The 18,640-nt window shown below is 65.8% G+C and carries 15 protein-coding genes; 9 read left to right on the top strand and 6 right to left on the bottom strand.

Annotated features, from left to right (window positions below; translation table 11 throughout):
* The first annotated feature begins 268 nt into the window (after nucleotides 1-268).
* From OO62_RS04030 to OO62_RS04020, 3 genes are all read left to right on the top strand, one after another.
* On the top strand, nucleotides 269-2,380 hold the full coding sequence (locus OO62_RS04030) for an FUSC family protein (RefSeq protein WP_033265751.1): 2,112 nt from the start codon (nucleotides 269-271) through the stop codon (nucleotides 2,378-2,380).
* A 155-nt stretch (nucleotides 2,381-2,535) separates the two neighbouring features.
* Nucleotides 2,536-3,615 (top strand): rod shape-determining protein, encoded by a 1,080-nt coding sequence (gene mreB, locus OO62_RS04025; protein WP_033265750.1) that lies wholly within the window; start codon nucleotides 2,536-2,538, stop codon nucleotides 3,613-3,615.
* A 193-nt stretch (nucleotides 3,616-3,808) separates the two neighbouring features.
* Nucleotides 3,809-4,825, top strand: a complete 1,017-nt coding sequence (locus OO62_RS04020) for an alpha/beta fold hydrolase (RefSeq protein ID WP_033265749.1) — start codon at nucleotides 3,809-3,811, stop codon at nucleotides 4,823-4,825.
* Between the two features lie 41 nt (nucleotides 4,826-4,866).
* On the opposite strand, the gene OO62_RS04015 is transcribed toward OO62_RS04020, so the two are convergent.
* Nucleotides 4,867-5,967, bottom strand: coding sequence for a hypothetical protein (locus tag OO62_RS04015; protein ID WP_051732637.1), 1,101 nt, complete (start codon nucleotides 5,965-5,967; stop codon nucleotides 4,867-4,869).
* Nucleotides 5,968-6,096: 129 nt separating this feature from the next.
* Nucleotides 6,097-7,215 carry a tRNA (adenosine(37)-N6)-threonylcarbamoyltransferase complex transferase subunit TsaD gene (gene tsaD / locus OO62_RS04010; protein WP_228332640.1) on the bottom strand — a complete coding sequence of 373 codons (1,119 nt, stop codon included), beginning with the start codon at nucleotides 7,213-7,215 and terminating at the stop codon, nucleotides 6,097-6,099.
* 308 nt (nucleotides 7,216-7,523) lie between these two features.
* Between tsaD and OO62_RS04005 the strand changes: the two genes are divergently transcribed.
* A complete protein-coding gene (locus tag OO62_RS04005) occupies nucleotides 7,524-8,789 on the top strand; it encodes a DNA sulfur modification protein DndB (RefSeq protein ID WP_033265748.1) in 1,266 nt (421 codons plus the stop codon).
* A 145-nt stretch (nucleotides 8,790-8,934) separates the two neighbouring features.
* Here the strand turns inward: OO62_RS04005 and OO62_RS04000 are convergent, their stop codons facing one another.
* Nucleotides 8,935-9,642: a hypothetical protein gene (locus OO62_RS04000; protein ID WP_129322952.1), complete on the bottom strand. Its 708-nt coding sequence runs from the start codon at nucleotides 9,640-9,642 to the stop codon at nucleotides 8,935-8,937.
* A 974-nt stretch (nucleotides 9,643-10,616) separates the two neighbouring features.
* Entirely contained in the window at nucleotides 10,617-14,498 is a 3,882-nt protein-coding gene (locus OO62_RS39455) for an NACHT domain-containing protein (protein WP_129322953.1), read from the bottom strand.
* A gap of 261 nt (nucleotides 14,499-14,759) precedes the next feature.
* Between OO62_RS39455 and OO62_RS03990 the strand changes: the two genes are divergently transcribed.
* Together OO62_RS03990 and OO62_RS03985 are read left to right on the top strand one after the other, a co-directional pair.
* The gene (locus OO62_RS03990) at nucleotides 14,760-15,194 is read left to right on the top strand and encodes a GntR family transcriptional regulator (RefSeq protein WP_033265745.1); all 435 of its coding nucleotides are present in this window, start codon (nucleotides 14,760-14,762) and stop codon (nucleotides 15,192-15,194) included.
* A 22-nt stretch (nucleotides 15,195-15,216) separates the two neighbouring features.
* The gene (locus OO62_RS03985; RefSeq protein ID WP_206738490.1) at nucleotides 15,217-15,786 is read left to right on the top strand and encodes an HD domain-containing protein; all 570 of its coding nucleotides are present in this window, start codon (nucleotides 15,217-15,219) and stop codon (nucleotides 15,784-15,786) included.
* On the opposite strand, the gene OO62_RS03980 is transcribed toward OO62_RS03985, so the two are convergent.
* Both OO62_RS03980 and OO62_RS03975 read right to left on the bottom strand, forming a co-directional pair.
* Nucleotides 15,774-16,247: an NUDIX hydrolase gene (locus OO62_RS03980; protein ID WP_033265744.1), complete on the bottom strand. Its 474-nt coding sequence runs from the start codon at nucleotides 16,245-16,247 to the stop codon at nucleotides 15,774-15,776. The genes OO62_RS03985 and OO62_RS03980 overlap by 13 nt on opposite strands.
* Nucleotides 16,244-17,014, bottom strand: a complete 771-nt coding sequence (locus OO62_RS03975; protein WP_033265743.1) for a helix-turn-helix domain-containing protein — start codon at nucleotides 17,012-17,014, stop codon at nucleotides 16,244-16,246. The genes OO62_RS03980 and OO62_RS03975 overlap by 4 nt, the downstream gene beginning before the upstream one ends.
* Nucleotides 17,015-17,501: 487 nt before the next feature.
* On the opposite strand from OO62_RS03975, the gene OO62_RS03970 reads away from it, so the two are divergent.
* From OO62_RS03970 to OO62_RS03960, 3 genes are all read left to right on the top strand, one after another.
* Nucleotides 17,502-17,882: a RapZ C-terminal domain-containing protein gene (locus tag OO62_RS03970; protein WP_033265742.1), complete on the top strand. Its 381-nt coding sequence runs from the start codon at nucleotides 17,502-17,504 to the stop codon at nucleotides 17,880-17,882.
* A gap of 98 nt (nucleotides 17,883-17,980) precedes the next feature.
* Nucleotides 17,981-18,160 carry a hypothetical protein gene (locus OO62_RS03965; protein WP_033265741.1) on the top strand — a complete coding sequence of 60 codons (180 nt, stop codon included), beginning with the start codon at nucleotides 17,981-17,983 and terminating at the stop codon, nucleotides 18,158-18,160.
* A 268-nt stretch (nucleotides 18,161-18,428) separates the two neighbouring features.
* Nucleotides 18,429-18,611 carry a hypothetical protein gene (locus tag OO62_RS03960; protein ID WP_033265740.1) on the top strand — a complete coding sequence of 61 codons (183 nt, stop codon included), beginning with the start codon at nucleotides 18,429-18,431 and terminating at the stop codon, nucleotides 18,609-18,611.
* Nucleotides 18,612-18,640 lie beyond the last annotated feature (29 nt).

Below are 18,640 nucleotides of genomic sequence, written 5' to 3'. Positions count from 1 at the left end.
ACCTGCCGGGAGCCGTCCCGGCCGGCCGGGAGTGCTCCCGGCCGCACGGAAAGAGGGCGCCTGGGCGGGCGCGGGTTTCCCTTCCGGGGTGTCGGCTTGCTCGCACCCTCGCCCGGAATCCGGCCTTCCCCTTGGTGACCTGCGGTGTTTTACGTACGCCGGAAGCCGGGTTTACCAGGATTTTCCCGGCGCGTGGGGGAGTGGGCCGGGGGAGCGCACCGCGCCCGGGCCTCCCGGAACCCGCGCCCGTGGACCGTATCCTGCGGCCATGAGCTGGTCGCGTGCGCTGAGGGAAGCCGCCCGCTCCGGGCTGACGATCGAGCGGGCCAAGCTCACCCCGCTGATCGCGGTCCGCGGCTCGGCCGGTGTCGCCATCGTCATCGGCCTGTGCCTGTGGCGCGGCGATCCGGTCCTCGCGGTCTCCTCGGCCTTCGGCGCGTTCTCCTCCGGCATCGTCACCTTCCAGCGCAGTATGCGGCCGCGCCCGGTCCTCGCGCTCGCCGTGGCCGGCGCGCTGGCGGTCTCCACCTTCCTCGGTTACCTGGCGGCCGCGCACACCGCCACGTTCGTGGTGCTGCTCGCCGGCTGGACGTTCCTGTCGGGGATGGCCTGGGCGATCGGCCCGGTCTGCGGGCTGGCCGGCACCCAGACCGTGGCGATCATGCTGGTCACCGTCACCCTGCCGACGTCCGTCCTGGGCGCGTTGCAGCACGCCGCGCTGATCTTCTTCGGCGGCGTCGTCCAGGCCACCCTCATCGTCGTCTTCCCGGTCCGCCCCTGGGGCATCCAGCGCGACGCACTGGCCGACGCGCTGGCCGCGGAGGCCGACTACGCCCGGCGGCTGCGGCAGGACCCGGTCGCCCCGTTCGACCCCGCGCCCCTGATGGACGCCCGGCTCGCCTCCACCGTGACCGCCCGTCAGGCCAGGCGCCGCCCGGCCCAGCTGCACGGCCCGCGCGGGGTGGCCGAACGGCTCCGCCCGGTCCTCGCCTCGCTCGCCGACCCGGTCGTCGGCGCGCCCCTGGAGGGCCCCGAACGCGACCGGGCCCGCGACCTGCTGGCCGCCGCGGCCACCGTCCTCGACGCCGTCGCGCACGCCGTACGGCACGCCAAGCCGGTACGGCTGTCACCGGAGGCGATGGCCACCCTCGAAGTGCCCGCGACCGGGCCGATGCTGACGGGCGCCGCCCGCCGCTCCGCCTACCGGCTGATCTCCCTGCTCGTCGACGCCGTCGAGCTCACCGACGAGCCGGTCCGGTCCACCCGCCCCACCACCGAGGCCGAGCGCGGCCATCTGCTGCGGCCCAGCGTCCCCCGGCTCGTACCGGTCGCGCTGCGGGCGCTGCACCGCGAGGCCCGGTGGTCCTCGCACATCTTCCGGCACGCCCTGCGGGTGGCCGCGGTGGCCGCGGCCGGCTATCTGCTGGGCACCGCGCTGCCGTTCGGCCACGGCTACTGGGCGCCGCTCGCCTCCGTCATGGTGATGCGCCCCGACTTCGCCCAGACGTACGCGCGCGGTGTGGCCCGTTTCAGCGGCACCCTCGTCGGCGTCACCATCGGCGGCGCACTGATGGCCCTGGTGCACCCCGGCGAGTATCTGAGCGCCGCGCTCGCCGTGGTCTGCGTCTGGCTGATGTACCTGCTGATGCGCACCGGTTTCTCGGTGACCTCGGCCTGTGTGGCCGCCTATGTCGTCTTCCTCCTCGGCATCGCCGGCGAGGGCTGGGAGCAGACCGTCGAGGAGCGCGTGGTGCTCACCCTCGTCGGGGGGCTGCTCGCGCTGCTGTCGTACGCGCTGTTCCCCGCCTGGGAGACGCCCCGGCTGCGCGACCGCCTCGCCGAGTGGCTGGAGGCCAACGGGCGCTACGCGATGGCCGTCTACGGGCGCCACGCCCGCCCCGCCGAGGGCCGCCCCCGGCAGGTCCGCGAGGCGCTGCTGGACGCCCGCGCCGCCCGGGCGGCCTGGGAGAAGACCGAGGCCAGGGCGGAGAAGGAACCCGTGCGGCACCGTGGCCTGTCGGCCGGCTCGGCGAAGGCCGCCGGCGCCGCGCTCGCCACGATGGGCCGGGTCACGATGATCCTGGAGGCCCACCTCCCCGACAAGGACGCCGAACCGTCGCCCGGCGCCGCCGCGTTCGCCGCCGAGCTGGGCCCCTCCCTGGAGCGCGCCGCACGGGCCGTGCGGGAGCGCGGCACACTGGACTGGGGCGCGCTGCGTACCGTGTGGGAGCGGTGGGACGCCGAGGCCGGGAGCGAGGGCGTCGCGCCGCGCGCCGCTGATCTGCTGCTGGACGCCCTCGACGACCTCGCCGAGGCGCTGTCGAGAGGGCCGGGCGGAGGCGACGGGGCGGCGCCGGGAACCATTCAGGCTCCCCAGTAGTCTTATTGATTGCCCGCATTGAACCCCATTGCCGCTCAATGGGGTTGTCTGCGGGGCAAATGCCGGAATTCCGCAGTCCCGCTGCGCCGGGTTCCGCGCGCCCCGATCCCCACCCCGTCCCCCCACCCCGTCGCGAGAGAGCACACGAACTCCCCATGGCGTCCAGCACTTCGTCCGCCACCTACGACATAGGCATCGACCTCGGCACCGCCAACACCCTGGTGTACGCCCGCGGCAAGGGCGTGGTGCTGAACGAACCGTCCGTCGTCGCCGTCAACGCCTCCGGCGAGGTCGTCGCCGTGGGCCTGGAGGCCAAACGGACCATCGGCCGCACCCCGTCCGGTATCACCGCGATGCGCCCCCTCAAGGAGGGGGTGATCGCCGACTTCGACGCAGCCGAGCAGATGCTGCGCGCCTTGATGAAGAAGGCCCTCCCCGGCCGCCGCTTCTCCAGGCCGCGGGTGGTCATCTGCGTGCCCTCCGGGATCACCGGCGTCGAACGGCGCGCGGTCGTCGACTCCGCCCGGGCCGCCGGAGCCCGCGAGGTGCACCTCATAGAGGAGCCGATGGCCGCCGCGATCGGCGCCGGCCTGCCGGTGGACGAGCCGGTCGGCTGCATGGTGGTGGACATCGGCGGCGGTACGACCGAGGTTGCCGTCGTCTCCATGGGCGGCCTGGTCACGGCGCGGTCCGTACGGGTCGCCGGCGACGCCCTCGACGCGGCCGTCACCTCGTACGTCAAGAAGAAGCACGCCCTGGACATCGGGGAGCGCACCGCCGAGGACATCAAGATCGCCCTCGGCTCGGCGATCTGGACCCCGGTCGACGTCGACGAGGAGGGCGAGCCGGAACGCCGCACCACCTACACCGTCCGCGGCCGCGACCACGTCAACGGACTGCCCCGCCTCCAGGAGATCACCGAGGAGGAGATCCGCGAGGCCCTGGCCGAACCGGTCGAGGCGATCGTCCGCGCCGTTCACCACACCCTCGACGACTGCCCCCCTGAGCTGTCCGGCGACATCATCGAGCGCGGCATCGCGCTGACCGGCGGCGGCGCCCTGCTGCGCGGCCTGGACCGGCGGCTGCGGCAGGAGATGGGCGTCCCTGTACGGATCGCCGACGACCCCCTGGACTGCGTGGTCAACGGCACCGCCAAGTGCGTGGACGAATTCGCCAGCCTGCACGGGCTGCTGACGGGCGCGAAGGAACAGCCGAGGCGGACGGTGCGGTTGTAGCGGTGGTGGCTGGGGCAGCCGCGCGGCGGGGCGGTGGCCGTCGCCGTCCCGGTGGCCGTCGCGGTGGCGGGGTCCGGGCCCGGCGCGTTGCCGAACCGGCAAAAATCCTCGCCCCCGGCCGGCCTTACGCCCATGATCATGGCGGAGCGGCCGCGAAGGCCGGCGGCTCCCCGCTTGTCCCCGAGGAGGACGTATGTCGCAGCCCGCCCGCACGACACCCGCCGCCACCCCGCTGCCGGACGCCACCCACCGCACGGTGGAGGTCCCCGGCGGCCGCATCCACCTGGTGGAACAGGGCACCGGCCCGCTCGTCCTGATGGTCCACGGCTTCCCCGAGTCCTGGTATTCCTGGCGCCACCAGATCCCCGCACTCGCCGCGGCCGGCTACCGGGCGGTCGCCATCGACGTCCGCGGCTACGGGCGCTCCGCCGCGCCACGGGACATCGCGGACTACCGGATGCTGGCCCATGTCGCCGACAACGTCGGCGTCCTGCGCGCCCTCGGCGAGGAGAGCGCGGTCATCGTGGGCCACGACTGGGGCGCGCCGATCGCCGCCAACACGGCGCTGCTGCGGCCCGACCTCTTCACCGCCGTGGCACTGCTCAGCGTCCCCTACGCGCCCCGCGGCGGCATCCGGCCCACCGACGCCTTCGCCCGGGTCGGCGGCAGCGAGGAGTTCTACGTCAGCTACTTCCAGGAGCCGGGCCGGGCCGAGGCGGAGATCGAGCCCGACGTGCGGGGCTGGCTCGCGGGTTTCTACGCCGGCCTCTCGGGCGACGCGCAGGCCCCGTCCGGCCGGGACGGCTTCCCGCTCTCCACGGTCGCGCCGGGCGGCCGGCTCTCCGACCGCTTCCCCGACGCCACCGCCCCCTCCACCTGGCTCACCGAGGCCGATCTCGACTTCTACGCGGGCGAATTCGAGCGGACCGGCCTGACCGGCGGCCTCAACCGCTACCGCAACGTCGACCGGGACTGGGCCGACCTGGCCGCCTGGGACGGCGCCCCGCTCACCCGTCCCGCCCTCTTCATCGGCGGCGAACACGACGCCCCCACCCACTGGATGGCCGATGCCATCAAGGCGTTCCCCGTCACCCTCCCCGCCCTGTCCGGCTCCCACATCCTCGAAGGCTGCGGCCACTGGGTCCAGCAGGAACGCCCCACGGAGGTCAACGCCCTGCTCCTGGACTGGCTGACGTCGCTGCCGGCGTAGCGCGCGGCGGTCGCTCCCCGGGCCCTCCGCTCCCCGGCTCCTCAGTGGGCGGGGGCTCGCGGACCCGGGGAAGCCGAGGGGGGTTGGGCAGCCGGGGCGTTCGGCGCACCCACCGCATTGAGCACGGACTGCGCCTGACTGTCGACGAGCCGGGTGAAAAGCTGCTGGGCGTAACCGAAGACGATGGCCCAGGCGATGATCTGCGCGGACGAATCCAGCGCGGCAAGCCCCGGGACGAATCCCCCGCGCATCAACAACAAGCCGAGCACGGCCGTGAGCGCCCCGGTCGGAAGCTTGAGCACCGCCAGCACGACGGGGACGTTGTAAGGAGTCGAGGTTCCCCTGATCCGCCGAAGCGTGGTGGCAGCAGCAATGGCGGCGGCCACCAGCCCCACAATTTCCACCAGGGTGTAATCGACCGGGGTGGTGGCCGCCGCGACGTTCTGATCAAGGCGGCTGGAACGGGGCTGCAGTTCCGATTTCACGGGACAGACCACCGAGTAACCCGACCTGCCCACACCACTTCCCGGAGTGAAACACAGGGGCAAGGTGTCGTCACTCACCCCGGCAAGAACGGCGAGCAATACGGCGGCCGCCGCCAGGAATCCCGTCACCCACGCGACGATATTGACAAAGCTGCGGACCCGGAGCGTCTCGCGGATACTCGCCTGGCGGGCGACCCCCACGGCGTCCAGGATCAGCTCCAGATCCTCCTCGGTGAGGGAGCCCTTCTGCGTGATCCAGTGGTCGATCCGCTCCACACCCACCCGCCGCGGGTCGGTGGACGGCAGGTACGCCTGCACGACGGCCAGTACACCCGGCATCATCGAGACCATCTCGTTCGGCCCCGACAGCCGCAGCAGCAAATTGTGCGCGGTGTCCAGATGAATCTGCCCGACAGTCAGGTGCGAAGCATTCTTGTACCGGGCGTGCTCATGGTGGTTGATCGCCTGCTCGGCCTTTTCCAGCTCCTCAAGCGCTTCCCGCGCCAGATTCTGCACGCGGTCGTCCTCCGCGTGCGTGCTGATCCGGTCCAGCAGCAGAGCCCGCAGTTCGCGGGCGCGCGAGCGAATTCCCTCCCGCAGTTCCCACGGCCCGCGCTCAGCTTGCTTGGAGCGATACCGCGCCAAAAAACCCGTCATGGGGTCACTATCGACGCCGCACGGCCGGCGCCCCGGAGCAAAACGTGGTCAGTGCGCTGATTGGAGCAGCGGCACCTCATTCATGGGATAGTCAAACCCGATCAAGCCCATGGATCCCCCGCCGGCCGCCTAACTGACAACACCCGCAGGCAAGATGCGCTCCCGGCCACGGTCAGGGTCAGGGGCAGGGACACGGACAGGAAGACGGCCCGCACCCCCACCGACCGGATGCAGCGCCGCGTACTCCAGAGGTGCCGACGGATCGATCGACACGTCCAGCGGCGCGGGCTCGGCGCCCGCCCGCACCAGGAGGTCCCCGATGGCGGCGATCATCGCGCCGTTGTCGGTGCACAGCCTCAGCGGCGGCACCCGCAGCGTGAGTCCCGCCGCCGCGCACCGCTCCTCCGCCAGCGCCCGGACCCGGGAGTTGGCCGCGACCCCGCCCACCACCACGAGCGTGCCGACGCCATGAGCGGTGCAGGCGGCCACCGCCTTACGGGTCAGCACATCGGCGATCGCCTCCTGCAACGACGCGGCCCCGTCCGCCACCGGCAGGACCTGCCCCCGATGCCGCTCCGCCCACCGCGCGGCGGCCGTCTTCAGCCCCGAGAACGAGAACCCGTACGGGTCGTCGCGCGGCCCGGTGAGCGGCCGGGGAAAGAGGACAGCGCGCGGATCCCCCACGCGCGCTGCCCGGTCGATGGCCGGACCGCCGGGGTACGGCAGCCCGAAGACCCGGGCGACCTTGTCGAAGCACTCACCGGCGGCGTCGTCCAGCGTGTCGCCGAGGTGCACGATCGGGTCGCGGGCCAGATCCCGCACGAGGAGCAACGAGGTGTGTCCCCCGGAGACGATCAGCACCACACAGGGGTCGGGCAGCGGACCGTGCTCCAGAGTGTCGGCCGCGACATGACCGGCCAGATGATGGACCCCGTACAACGGCACGCCCAGCGCATACGCCAGCCCCTTCGCACCGGCCAGCCCGACCTGCAGCGCACCCGACAGCCCCGGCCCGGTCGTCACCGCGACCGCCCCGACGTCGGCCATCCGCAACCCGGCCTCGTCCAACGCCCGCCGCACCACCGGCTGGAACGCATGGACATGAGCCCGGGCCGCGATCTCCGGCACCACACCCCCGAACCGCGCGTGCTCGTCCATGCTCGACGCCACCGCCTGCCCCAACAGCCGGCCGCCCCGCACCAGTCCCACACCCGTCTCATCACAGGACGACTCGATCCCCAACACCACAGGCACCCCACCCACGCCGCCCCGCTCCCTTCCCACACCACGCCCTAACTGCCCACCCACACTAACTGCAAACTACTTGCAATAGCTCCCGGGGGCTCCCTCGCGTCCTCAGGGCCGCTGGGCGATGCGACCCGATCACCATGCGTCAAAATCAATCAGTTTGAATCGATCCCACCCACCAAAAGGGTATTCATGAGCACCCCACCCGGAAAAATAAAAACTTATTAACCGAGGAAGTCGCTTGCTCCCTAGCCTCTGCTTGTTGCCACGCCATTTAAGGGCGTGATCGATCCCATTGGGGGGCACTTGTGACCATCACTGTTGACCCGCTGCGACTTTCCAAGCCGCAGGACTCCAGCACGTACCTCGCCATCAAGACCCCTCAGGGCGGCCGCACTGTCTACAGCGTGCGCGTCCCCCTTCTCGACCTTCCGACCATCCTCCCCGTGCCCGATCCCAACAACGTCGACAAGGACAACCGCAAGGTCGACCGTCTCCACGCGAAGCACTTCGGCGAGTACCTCGACACCAAGCAGGACTGGGTGGCCCCCGCTCTCCTGGCGCGGGACGGCGGCGGCTGCCACTTTGAGAAGCTGGACGAACAGGGGGCCGTCGGCTATCTCACGGTCCCGTGGGCCATCGGCGGCATCTCCTCCCTGAGGACCATCGACGGCCAGCACCGTGTGCTCGGCGTTGCCATCGAGAAGCAGCGCATCACCGATGCCATCTCTTCCGTGGACCGCGAAATGGCCCGCAAACTCAGCCCGGAGAAGTCCGCGAAGCTCGAAACCGAGCGAGAGAAGCTCATCGGTCAGATGGACCGCCTGAAAGTCGAATACGTCGGCCTGGACATCTACGTCGAGCCGGACCCCATCAAAGCCCAGCAGATGTTCGTGGACGTCGCTGACAACGCCAAGGGCATCAGCAGTGCCGTCCGTGCCCGCTTCGACAGTTACAAGGTCGCCAACCGCACCCTGTCCGACGTGATCGACCACCCGTTGCTCAAGGGGCGGGTCGACGCGGAGCAGGACCGCATGACGCTCAAGAACCCCAACTTCATGGGCGCCAAGCACATTGCCGACATCACGCGCGCCGTCATCGCCGGCGCCGGCGGCCGGATCAGCAAGAAGGCCGAGCAGACGCTCACCGACGGCGAGGTGATCGAACAGGTCAAGGACTTCCTCGACGTCATCTCCAACGCCTTCACCGACCTTGCCGCCCTCACCGAGGATGACCCCGACGCGGAGCGTCAGCCGGGGGATCTCACCATGGCCCAGGAGGTGCGCCGTTCCTCACTTCTCGGCTCGGTGGGCATGCTGCGCGTCCTGGGTGGCGTCTTTCGCGAGCTGCGAGCGGGCGACAATCCGGCCGAACTCGACGACATCACCGACTTCTTCAAGCGCCTCGACCCGTACATGGCTGCCCCGGTTGCCGAGACCAGCATCTGGCGCACCACCGCAGCAAACACCGACTTCGAACCGAACGCGTCGGCGCCGATCATGCGCACCCAGAACATCGTCCATCTCGTGGGTGTCATCACCGACTGGTACAAGAAGGCCCCTGCCGCCCTCTGACTGAGGCTGCACCAGCCGAACAACACCGGATCCTCCGCGTCGTAGCACCATCCGGGGGATCCGGTGCTTCCACGCGGCCGGAGAACGCAGGCGGCCATCAGAAAGCGAGTGGTCCTCTCACCTGCACGTCAAAACCTCACTGAATTCAACGGCCGGCAAGTCGACTCAGCATGAGCGAGAGAGCATTGACCGCATCGGTGCGGTTCTGTTCCTGCGTATCGGGCCCGCGGCTGACAGCCGAGTTCAGTACGTACTGTCCTCTGCTACCGGTAAGAGATACGTAGTAGGTGTCCGTCTTCTGGCCCTTTTCGTCGGTGCCCAAGTGGCCTTCCTCGGCCACCACGTCATCGAAGCCCTTCAGTGCGGGAATCTTGACCTCGTGCACGTTGTCCCATTGACGCTTGTCGCTGGTCTCGCTCTCGGACGGGCATTGCCGCAGAGCGTCGCGTTGCCGGGCGATGTCGCGCTTGGCGAAGTCCGCTCCCTTGTAGACGGTGAGCGACGAGGAGGCGAAAGCTGTGTTATCAGGGTTTTTGGCGTTGCGCCATTGATGAGCGAGGGCGTCGGTCAGCGACTCCGCCACGAGTTTGCAGTTCTGGTCGGGAAGGCTTGTCGCCATCTCGTCCCCCTCGTAGGGGGAATCTCGCACGTATGTACTCCCCCAATCCGCGGGCGCCAGTGTCACGTGTGTGGCCAGATCGTGAGCTGCTGCGGATGAACTGACGCTTGGAACAGTGGCGGGGGCACTGGGAGCCGTGCTGACATCGGAAGACGTTCCCCCGTCGTCGCCGCCACCGAAACCGAAGGTAATTACCACCACAATCACCACGAGGGCAACGCCTGCGCCGACCATCGCAGGCGGAGTGCGCCACCAGGGGCCCCGAGGGGACGGCGGGCTGGGCGGCGGAGCCCCGGGCAGAGGGCCGCCCAGCGGGGGGCCGGGAGGCGGGCCGGTCGGCGGTTGTGAGCTCACATGCCTCCTGTACCACCCACGGCCCGGCTGCCTCACCACCGAGCCGAGGTTCACCTGACTGACGGGCCCGTTCGTTCGGCCTGCTCAGAGGGCGGAGAAGGGCGCTCCGGCCACCTTGCAGCTCAAGCGATTCATGGCGGCCCCGGATCTTTTACGGTGCGGCCACACCCGCCCTGACCAGCAAAAAGACCCTCCCGAAGGGAAGGTCTTGGAGAGCGCCCCCGGCAGGACTCGAACCTGCGGCCAAGTGCTTAGAAGAGAGGTGTGCACTCCCGGCTGGGTGTGGCTCTGATCTGCATGTTTGACGAGCGCGCTCGGGTTCGACCTCCCGTTTTGCCACGCATTTGCCGGAGCGCGAAATTGGAGCCTTGCCGGGTGTCCCGTTAAGTGCGCTGCAAGACGGCTGCGACACCCGCGGACGAGAGTGTTACAGCCGTCCGGACCGGACACCCGGACACTGGCTTCTGAGGGTGTCCGGCCCACTTGTGCAGGTCAGAGTTCCGATCGGACAGTCGGACACAGGCGCATACACCCAGGACCGGCGTAGCGGCTCCGGCGAGCATCGCCATAAGGCGGGCAGATGTTTGTGTCGTGCCCTAGCGCTACTTCGGCGTCACTGGCGGCTGACTTCACACGCCGCTCGCACGATTGCAGCTGCGCCGGTCGGCTTCTGATCACACTTTAGGCAAGATGATGACCGTGAATCTTCTGATTACGCGCTCGAACTACTCCTGCTGTGACGGTAAGCCACCCGTGGTTCTATGACCATCGCGGCCGGCACCCATTTGTACTCCACTGCTGTTATCGCTCCTCACTGAGGGCTGGGCTGATCCCTTTCCCTATCTGTTTCGGTATCAACACGGCCTCATAGCTTCGAAGGAAATGTGAGTAAGTGCGCTCGACTGCACAGAGACGAGACGTTCATAAGAGTCCTCTTTCTCGTATGGGGAGAGTTTGTCCGCCATGGCGTCCATCAAGCCAAGTACTAGGGTCTGGCTGGGCGCACGGTGATCTAGGGCGACTTGCCTGATCACCTCTGAGTAATCGATCTCCCTTAGATTGATCGCTTCGACCAGGTGACCAAGAATGTCATTGGCCTCCTCCGTGCTGCGAGCACACCGAGAGAAGGACACCGCCATGGCCATAAAGCGCTTGTGGGAAGAATCCACCGACGGCTGCAAGGTATTCCTTTCCCATTCATGCTCAATCTGGCGCTTAATCCTCGCGGACAAGTCGCGGGATGGATCACATAGAATCAATGCTCCCAAGCCACGCCAAGCCTCGAAATCGGATACCCACTTCGTTGCAAACCAAGCAGGGACGTCTGGCGCCCAAAAACGCCCCATAATGAAAGGCCGTGCAATTTCGTTAATGGTGGCGATCCACTCGTCGTCGGGCGGAATGGTTCTCACCCAAGCAGAGTTCATGAAGTGGCGCTGATGATCTAGGCTTTTGTGCAGATCCTTAACCTGCTGTGGAGTTAGTGGGAACCCAAGCTCTCCCTCGTGGACTGGATGGGACAGCGAAGCCATCAAGAACATAACCATCATGTGCCGATCGGTTACGTCAGGCATTCGGGAGATCAGATCTGCCAAGCGGCTGATTTCGTACCCCTGAGCCCGCATGAGATTTTTTCGGAAACCAGTAGTCACCGGGACCGCAACGGAAAATGGAAGGAAGGGCTTGCGCTCTAGACGCCAATCCTCAAATGTATTGTCGAAGAGGGTGGCGAGTTCCTGAGAAGACCAAGATTTTTCGAGATCCTCCCAATCGCTGGGGCCGCCCAATGCGCCATCGATAATTAGGTCGAGTGCCTCACGGAGGTCACCAATTTTCGCTTCGAAGTGCAGGGAATACCGGATGATCCAAGGGAAATGAGTAGCTGCACTTGCGACGTACTGATCTCTATATGGAGAAAGTGCCTCGACCACCGCTGCTAGATTCTCGCAGCTCGGATTTTGGCCGAATGAGTGCATCTTGATCAACCAGTGACTTGGAGTCACTGCTGATTTCACTGCATTGTCAAGCGACTCCGAGGTAAACCTCGTCGGACAAATGGCTAGACGCATGCGACTGGCGAGTTGGACAAATATGGAGTTTGTGTCGCGGCTGGAAAAAAACTGAAGCACCGCCGAAGCCCACGGACTGGACGGGAACGGACGAGATTGTGCGCTTGCGTAGCGCAACTTTGGATATCCGTTGAGGGCAACTGAGAGCGTGCTCTCGGGTTGCTCAAGGCATTGAGATGCCAGATTGATGATGGGTGTATTATCCATTGCGAGGCCGGCCTCGAAGAGATCCATGCGCTGTTCTTGCGAAGCACTTTCATAGATCGATTGCAGTTTATCTCGTGCCCAAATGTCGTGGTGGGCAGCACGGGATCCTAGGAAGTCGAGAACAGCACGCTCAGGGATTTCACCTTCTCTCAACTCCGAAGAAAGGAATTCTCGAGCTATCTCCATGCCCTGTTCGCTGATCGATGCGGCCAGGACTTTAATGTGCGGAGCTGGCGGAAGCTTCAGTAGCTTCAGCGCCTGTTCGACCAAAGTCCTCTCGTATCGAGGAGCTCTTACCATGCCGTCATTTAGGATTTCAACGGCTAGACGGGAGCCGGTAAGTGCCCTGCGCTGCAGAGCTCCGAACGAATCTGAAATGGTATTTAGTTCCGCCACGAGAGTAATTACGCTATCTCTCAGCGTGCGACGATTTGCGAATATATTGCCCAAAGCAAATAGCAGAACGTTGCGCCAGTGAGAGCTGACGGACATTTCGCGAAGTCGGGTTGCAATGTGCTCTTCGCTACAATTCATGAGAGCGTCAGCAGCCCAGAACTCTTGAAGAGACCGAATTTCGAAACTAACTTCCTCGCCCCGTGAGGGGACAAGAAAAACAAGCCGGTCTGTGGCGGCCGTACTGATTGAGTCCGTTAGCCGTGAAAGCCTGTCGCCTGCATGTCCTTCCTCAGCCAACCTTTCCCTGATGATGATGTCCAGCTCGCTGAGAGTCAGACGAGACTCCGTCTCTCCTGATCGCTCGCTCCGGGTCTGCAACAGCAATCCCACGTCAGCGTGGATTGAACTGATGTCCGCTGCGTGATCGCGGAGCAGATTGCTCGCTGTTCCTTCCTTCTCCAGTTCACGCTCGTAGATGACGCGGTAGTAATCGGCGAATAGCGTATACCGGTCTTTAGGTGCTTTCCCTACTCTATCAAGTAGGACCGCCATGATCGTTACCTGAAGTGGCGTGGTCATGAGGTGCGCGGTCGAGGGCTCTGCCGCAGCCTGTTCCAGGCGAGACATCAAAATTGGCACGCGATCCGCAGAGGCGCCATATCGCGCGTGGGCCAGCTTGAGCCCATATGCGAGGGCATTAGAGGTTTTTAGAGGAATCAGAGTGTAGTGTTTGAAATGTTTGGGAGAGAATTCGTCGGTGTAGCCCTGTGGTCGAGTTGTCGCAACAATGACCAGATCGGCGTTGCATTCGTCAGCCTCGATTTGAAAGTTGTTAATCTGTTCGAGGACCTGCGCTCTGTTGCTCGAACCAGGGACCTCGTCCAGGCCGTCGAGGATAAGCAGCCAAGGGAAATGTGAAAGCCACTCTCTAGTTTCGGCCGGCGTCACCTCTGCGCTGCCGCTTTCGCTGACTCTTTGAGAAATGTAGTCGAGCAGATTACGACAATTACCTCTTGCCAGTTGATCCGCGAAGCGCGTCAGAGGGACTTTAATCGGCCAACGTCGGGCCTTAGGTGCTAGCTTTTCCCTTTCCGCCTGTTCCGTTATCTGTGCAATCGTGGAGCGTACGTCAGGGTTTCGGACGGCTGAAGTGTCTTTAACGAGCATGGCTCGGTAAAGTTGGCAAATGAACTGACTTGCGGTGCTCTTTCCCTGGCCGGGACCGCCAACGAGAACTACTCGATTAGGAGCAATGAATTCCCTTCTCTCCTCTAAGGTGTCGTAGTCCTCGGCCGAGTGCTTGGCGTCGCATGCCGAAATCAGTGTCTGTAGACACTCAGCCTCATAACCCTGCCCGTTTTCATTGCGCATTCCGATAGGGAGGTCGACAAAAACACTGGCTAGAGGAATAGTGCGGTCATCCGCGGCGCCAGCCTGATCCAAGTTCGCGTACCGATCTTTGACCAGTTCCTTGGCCAAAAAGGACTGCATGGCCTTGGGTACGTCGGTGCGCTTTCCGTGCAACTCCTTATAGATGATGCTTAGGATGTCGCCTGGCAAGATCCAAGCTGAATATGAGGTGCGGATCCCGTCGTGAATTTCCAGAAACCTGTTGATGTTTTCTGCATGCCAGACGGCCCACCCGTGCACCCCCAATCGCTGACACTCTTCTTTCATGACTTTGTCGACCCGGTCGACACCTCCGGTTCGTGGAACCGGGGACAGCGTGACATTCGTGGCGAAGAGGATGAACTTCGGCTTCTCGGGGCGCTTCGTCGAGTTCCGCCATTGTTTGAATTCTTTGCGGATCTCGTTGATCAGCCAGGTTGCTTCTTCGCGTGGGCTTGCCTGGGTCTCCTTGTATTTTGCCTGGAGTACACCAACTCCGTCCCAGTCCAATGTGCTCGCATTTTCGATTGGAGCTGAGTTCTCAAAGGTGGCTTCCCGACCTCCATCTGGTCCGAGGCCGAACAGGGTCACGAGTGGCCCGAGATTGGCAATCGTGAGCGCCTGAGTGAGGTTCTCAAATTCCCTCGGGCCCAAGTTGTAGAGGTCAAAGCGCATGCGTGGAGTATGGCGGGAGTGGACGAATGGTATGGCCGGAACAGCCAAACGCGCGGATTGTGAGTTTTATCCCCAAGTTTACTTTATGGGTTATTCGTGAAGTGGGCCGGCGAGGCTCCTGGGCAAACTGGTCCTGTTCTGTGTGCTACGTGGTTCGCTGAGAAGTCGCAGAATCAGCTACGTAGGGCGGACTGGGTGGCGTGCGAAGCTAGATGTGACACAGGGCCGCGAAGGCGGTGCCAAGTCGAAGGAGGAGGCCCAGTGCCGCAGGCCAGCCCGCGAGGTACGTACTTGCAGATCTCGGAGTCTCTGCGACAGAAAATCTCGAAAAGCCAGATCAGCGAAGCGCTTCCGTCCGAAGCTGAGCTGATGCGCACCTATGGCGTGGGCCGCAGCACGATCGGGCGGGCTCTCAAGGCGCTGAAGGCTGACGGCGTGATCGAGTCCGTCCAAGGCGCCGGCTGGTACGTGGCTGGGACAGGGGACCGGCGGCCGCTCGTGGACAAGGTCGTGGAGCTCCTCCAGGAGGACGGGGTCAAGGTGGGCGATGCCTTCCCCTCTGAGAAGGAGCTGTGTGAGCGGTTCGGGGTCTCCCGTACGGCGGTGCGCTCGGCGATCGCGCAGTTGGAGGGGCGAGGGTTGGTTGCCGTGGGCGCCAACCGCCGGCGCCAGGTGCGCGCCCTGCCGGCCGGCTGAGGTGACCCGTAGCCTGGGCGCCATGGATCTCACCAAGCGGGCCTACAGCCTCGCCGAATCGCTGCTGTCCGAGCCGCTTCCGCGCCGCTGGGCTCACTCCCTCGGAGTAGCTGAGCGGGCTCGTTCGCTTGGGCCGATCCTCGACGACGACGCTGCCCTCATGGAGGCCGCGGCCGTTCTGCATGACATCGGCTACTCGCCGAGTATCGCCTCCACCGGCTTTCATCCACTCGACGGCGCTCGTTTCCTGCGTGATCAGGAAGGCGTGGACGACCGGGTGGTCCGGCTCGTGGCTCACCACTCGTGTGCCCTGCTTGAGGCTGAGGAGCGTGGTCTCCGCGAAGAGCTGGAGACCGAGTTCGAGCTGGAGCGGCCGGAGCTGGTGGACGCTCTTCTGTTCTGCGACATGACGACGACCCCCGAGGGCGGCTGCACGTCGTCCCGTGCTCGGGTCTCGGAGATTGTCGAACGGTACGGGCCCGAGACGATCGTCGGCCGTTTCATTCAGCGGGCCGCACCCGAGATTCACGCCGCTGTGCAGCGTGTCGAGGAGCGGCTCAGCGTTGCCGAGGCGTCCGGTCAGCCGAGGTAGGGAGCGGTGCGCGTCGCGTCCAGGCCGTGCATGATCCGGAGCCGCATGGACGGGTGAATGTCCAGGGAATCGAGGTCCGTTGGGGAGACCCAGCGGACCTCTTTCGATTCCGAGCTGGTGCGCAGAGTGCCGGCGACCGGCCGGGCGTGAAAGCAGATGGAGAACTGCTGCCGTACCTCGCCATCGTCGTACGCCATGACGTGCTCGGGGTCCGTGTAGAGGCCGACGATGTCCTCCACCTCCACGGAAATACCGGTCTCCTCTTCCACCTCTCGCACCACCGTCTGCGTGATGCTCTCGCCCACGTCGTGGCCCCCGCCGGGAAGGGCCCACAAGTCGTTGTCGGTCTTGTGGATGAGCAGGATGTCCCCGTGGTCATTGCGGACTACCGCGGTTACGGACGGAACAACGGAGTTGGCCTTGGGTGCATTCGGATCACGGAAGTAGTCGATACGGCTCATGTCGCTTCGCCTTCATAGTCGGTGGGGGAGTCGATGGGCCGGGCGCCTTCCCATACCCGTTCCACGCTCTCCGCGTAGGTGTCGAACAGTTCGCCGCCGGGGACCCGTTGAAGGTGTAGGACCGGTGCCAGGTAGGCGCCTACGCCGTAGACATGACCGTTCGCCAAGAGCTCGTTGTCGGCGCGGTAGATCGAGTTGTACAGCGTCGTACCGTGCAGCCTGAACTCCACTCCCGGAAGGTGGAACAGCGGGGCGTAGTTCGTGAGGGCGTTGCGGATCTTCGCGGCCATGGAGGGGCCAATGCCCTCGTCGTCACCCCGGACCGCGACGGCCGGGCTGCTGGGGTCGCCGAGCATGAAGCGCACGGGGACGCCGGCGGCCGACTTCTCGCGCACGAGGCGGTGAAACCGCGGGTCCTCCGTGAGCCAGAAGCCGGAATACACCAGGACGTCGAAGTGTGTAGTGGCGTTGGCGTAGAGCTTGGTCCATGCGTCTTGCGGCACCACGTTGCGGTGCGGATACAGCTTGACCAGCTCAGAGTCGCTTGAGGCTGTGACCTCTTCCGCGGTCCGTTCGTCCGGCCACAAGTACGAGACTTCCAGCCGGAGCATTGAGGCCAGGGCGTACTGAAATCGCCGGTATGGCTTGCGCTTTGGGTCCGTGATCCAGCGATCGACGGTCTTGGGAGACACCCCGAGCCGTGCCGCCACCTGGTCCATCGTCAGGCCGCTCTCCACGATGGCGCCACGCAGTCGCTCGTTCGCCACTCGTCCTCCCCGTCGCGGGACGTCTTGGGACGACTTTGACTCTAGCGAGTCGGGCTCAAGTCGTACACGTACGGAGTCCAACGTCCGCCAGTCCGGCGGGAACCTGGTCATGTCGCTGATCGAGGGCGGCGGTTCAGGCATCGAAGACCTCACGGGTTGACGACCCTGAATCGATCTGCCACGGTGAGAGACAAGTAATACATGCACCGCGTCGCGGTGCGGGTGTTGCTGTTCCGTGTCGTCCGGAGGCCCTCATGAAGAGGGGCGAAGGAAGCGACCGTTCCTTGAGAACTCAACAGCGTGCTAGGGATTCGCCGCCTCTCCCGTGGCTCAAGCAGGCGGCGTGCGCGGACTGTATCCGCGTGCTGAACAGCGCCATCTGACCCCTTCGCCGCACGTCGTGCGGCGACCGGTTGCCTCCGCTGCTCGTCTCGCACGAGCAGCGCTGAGGGGAGCCGGAACACCCCTTCGCTTCTGAGGAGCCGTCATGGCTGTTGTCGAGATCGTCTCGTTCGGCTACCTGCACGATGCGCCGCCGGCGGCGCATCTCACGATCGACCTGCGCCACCACTTCCGCGACCCGCACGTGTCGCCCGAGCTGCGGTACATGACCGCCGAGGACGAACCGGTGCGTGCCGCTGTTCTGGGCACGGCCGGCATCACGGCCCTGGTGGAGGCCACCGCGACGGCGGTCGTCGCGTTCGCCTCCGGACCCAGCGCCGGAACCGTGACCGTCGCCGACGGATGCGCCGGCGGTAGGCACCGTGCCCCGACCTTCGCCCACGCGCTGGCTGAGCGGCTGAGCGCTGCCGGGCACGACGTCACCGTCTCCCATCGCGACCTGCACAAACCCGTCGTCCAGCGCTGACAGCCGTAACCGCCCCGATGGTCGTAGCCGGGTTCGACTCCCGGTCGGGGCACGCACGACCCACATCACTCTCCCGAAGGAACACGGAGGAATTGACCATGAGGATCAGGAAGAGCCCGTCTCCGGCGGTCGAAGACAGCAAGACCCGGTCCACCGAGGACCTGCGGAACGAGTACGGGCTGATCAACCGGGAGCGGGCCGGCGGTGCGAACTCCCTGGGCGCGATCGCGGACCAGAACGACATCGCCCGCGAATTGGAGCGGCGCGGCGAGCTGTAGGCGGCGCGGCGCCATTAGCCCCGGGCCTGCCGTGTGCGGGGCCCGCAAGGACGCCGGATCGGCCCGGGGCGCCGACCGCCTCTATGTGGGCCGCCGCACCTTGGGCGGCGGCCGGTTGCCTCCCCCGTCCGTCCGGCGCTTCCCGCCGTACGGACGGGGTTGCAGGGAGCCGGACCACTCGGTTCCAGGAAGCCACACACAAAGCAGGGCACGCCCTCCGCCTGGCAGCTAAATCGGGCGCGCCCTGTGATCCCAGAAAGGATCGAGGGTGAGCATATTCCGCTCCCGCAGTGCCGCCCAGTCCAGCGAGGTCGAGCAGCTGCACGCTGCGGCCCGCGAGGACTACAGCAGGCACAACAGCCCGGAGAACCGGGCGGCGGCCCGTGAGCAGTCCGGGCACGCCCGTTCCCACGGCAACGCCGCAGCCGGCGCCTGGCGCGGCCGCAAGTAACACCGCAGTCCGCCGGGGCGGTCGCCTCT

The sequence above is a fragment of the Streptomyces lydicus genome, assembly GCF_000717345.1.
In the GTDB taxonomy this organism is placed as follows: Bacteria; Actinomycetota; Actinomycetes; order Streptomycetales; family Streptomycetaceae; genus Streptomyces; species Streptomyces lydicus.
The sequence above is the reverse complement of the archived record's forward strand: the minus strand, read 5'-3'. Positions and strand labels throughout refer to the sequence as shown.

What these genes read in the sequence shown, in the direction of transcription:
- OO62_RS04030 (WP_033265751.1), top strand. Translation starts at nt 269, where the DNA reads ATGAGCTGGTCGCGTGCGCTGAGGGAAGCCGCCCGCTCCGGGCTGACG.
- mreB (WP_033265750.1), top strand. Translation starts at nt 2,536, where the DNA reads ATGGCGTCCAGCACTTCGTCCGCCACCTACGACATAGGCATCGACCTC.
- OO62_RS04020 (WP_033265749.1), top strand. Translation starts at nt 3,809, where the DNA reads ATGTCGCAGCCCGCCCGCACGACACCCGCCGCCACCCCGCTGCCGGAC.
- OO62_RS04015 (WP_051732637.1), bottom strand. Translation starts at nt 5,967, where the DNA reads ATGACGGGTTTTTTGGCGCGGTATCGCTCCAAGCAAGCTGAGCGCGGG.
- OO62_RS04000 (WP_129322952.1), bottom strand. Translation starts at nt 9,642, where the DNA reads ATGGTCGGCGCAGGCGTTGCCCTCGTGGTGATTGTGGTGGTAATTACC.
- OO62_RS39455 (WP_129322953.1), bottom strand. Translation starts at nt 14,498, where the DNA reads ATGCGCTTTGACCTCTACAACTTGGGCCCGAGGGAATTTGAGAACCTC.
- OO62_RS03985 (WP_206738490.1), top strand. Translation starts at nt 15,217, where the DNA reads ATGGATCTCACCAAGCGGGCCTACAGCCTCGCCGAATCGCTGCTGTCC.
- OO62_RS03980 (WP_033265744.1), bottom strand. Translation starts at nt 16,247, where the DNA reads ATGAGCCGTATCGACTACTTCCGTGATCCGAATGCACCCAAGGCCAAC.
- OO62_RS03970 (WP_033265742.1), top strand. Translation starts at nt 17,502, where the DNA reads ATGGCTGTTGTCGAGATCGTCTCGTTCGGCTACCTGCACGATGCGCCG.
- OO62_RS03965 (WP_033265741.1), top strand. Translation starts at nt 17,981, where the DNA reads ATGAGGATCAGGAAGAGCCCGTCTCCGGCGGTCGAAGACAGCAAGACC.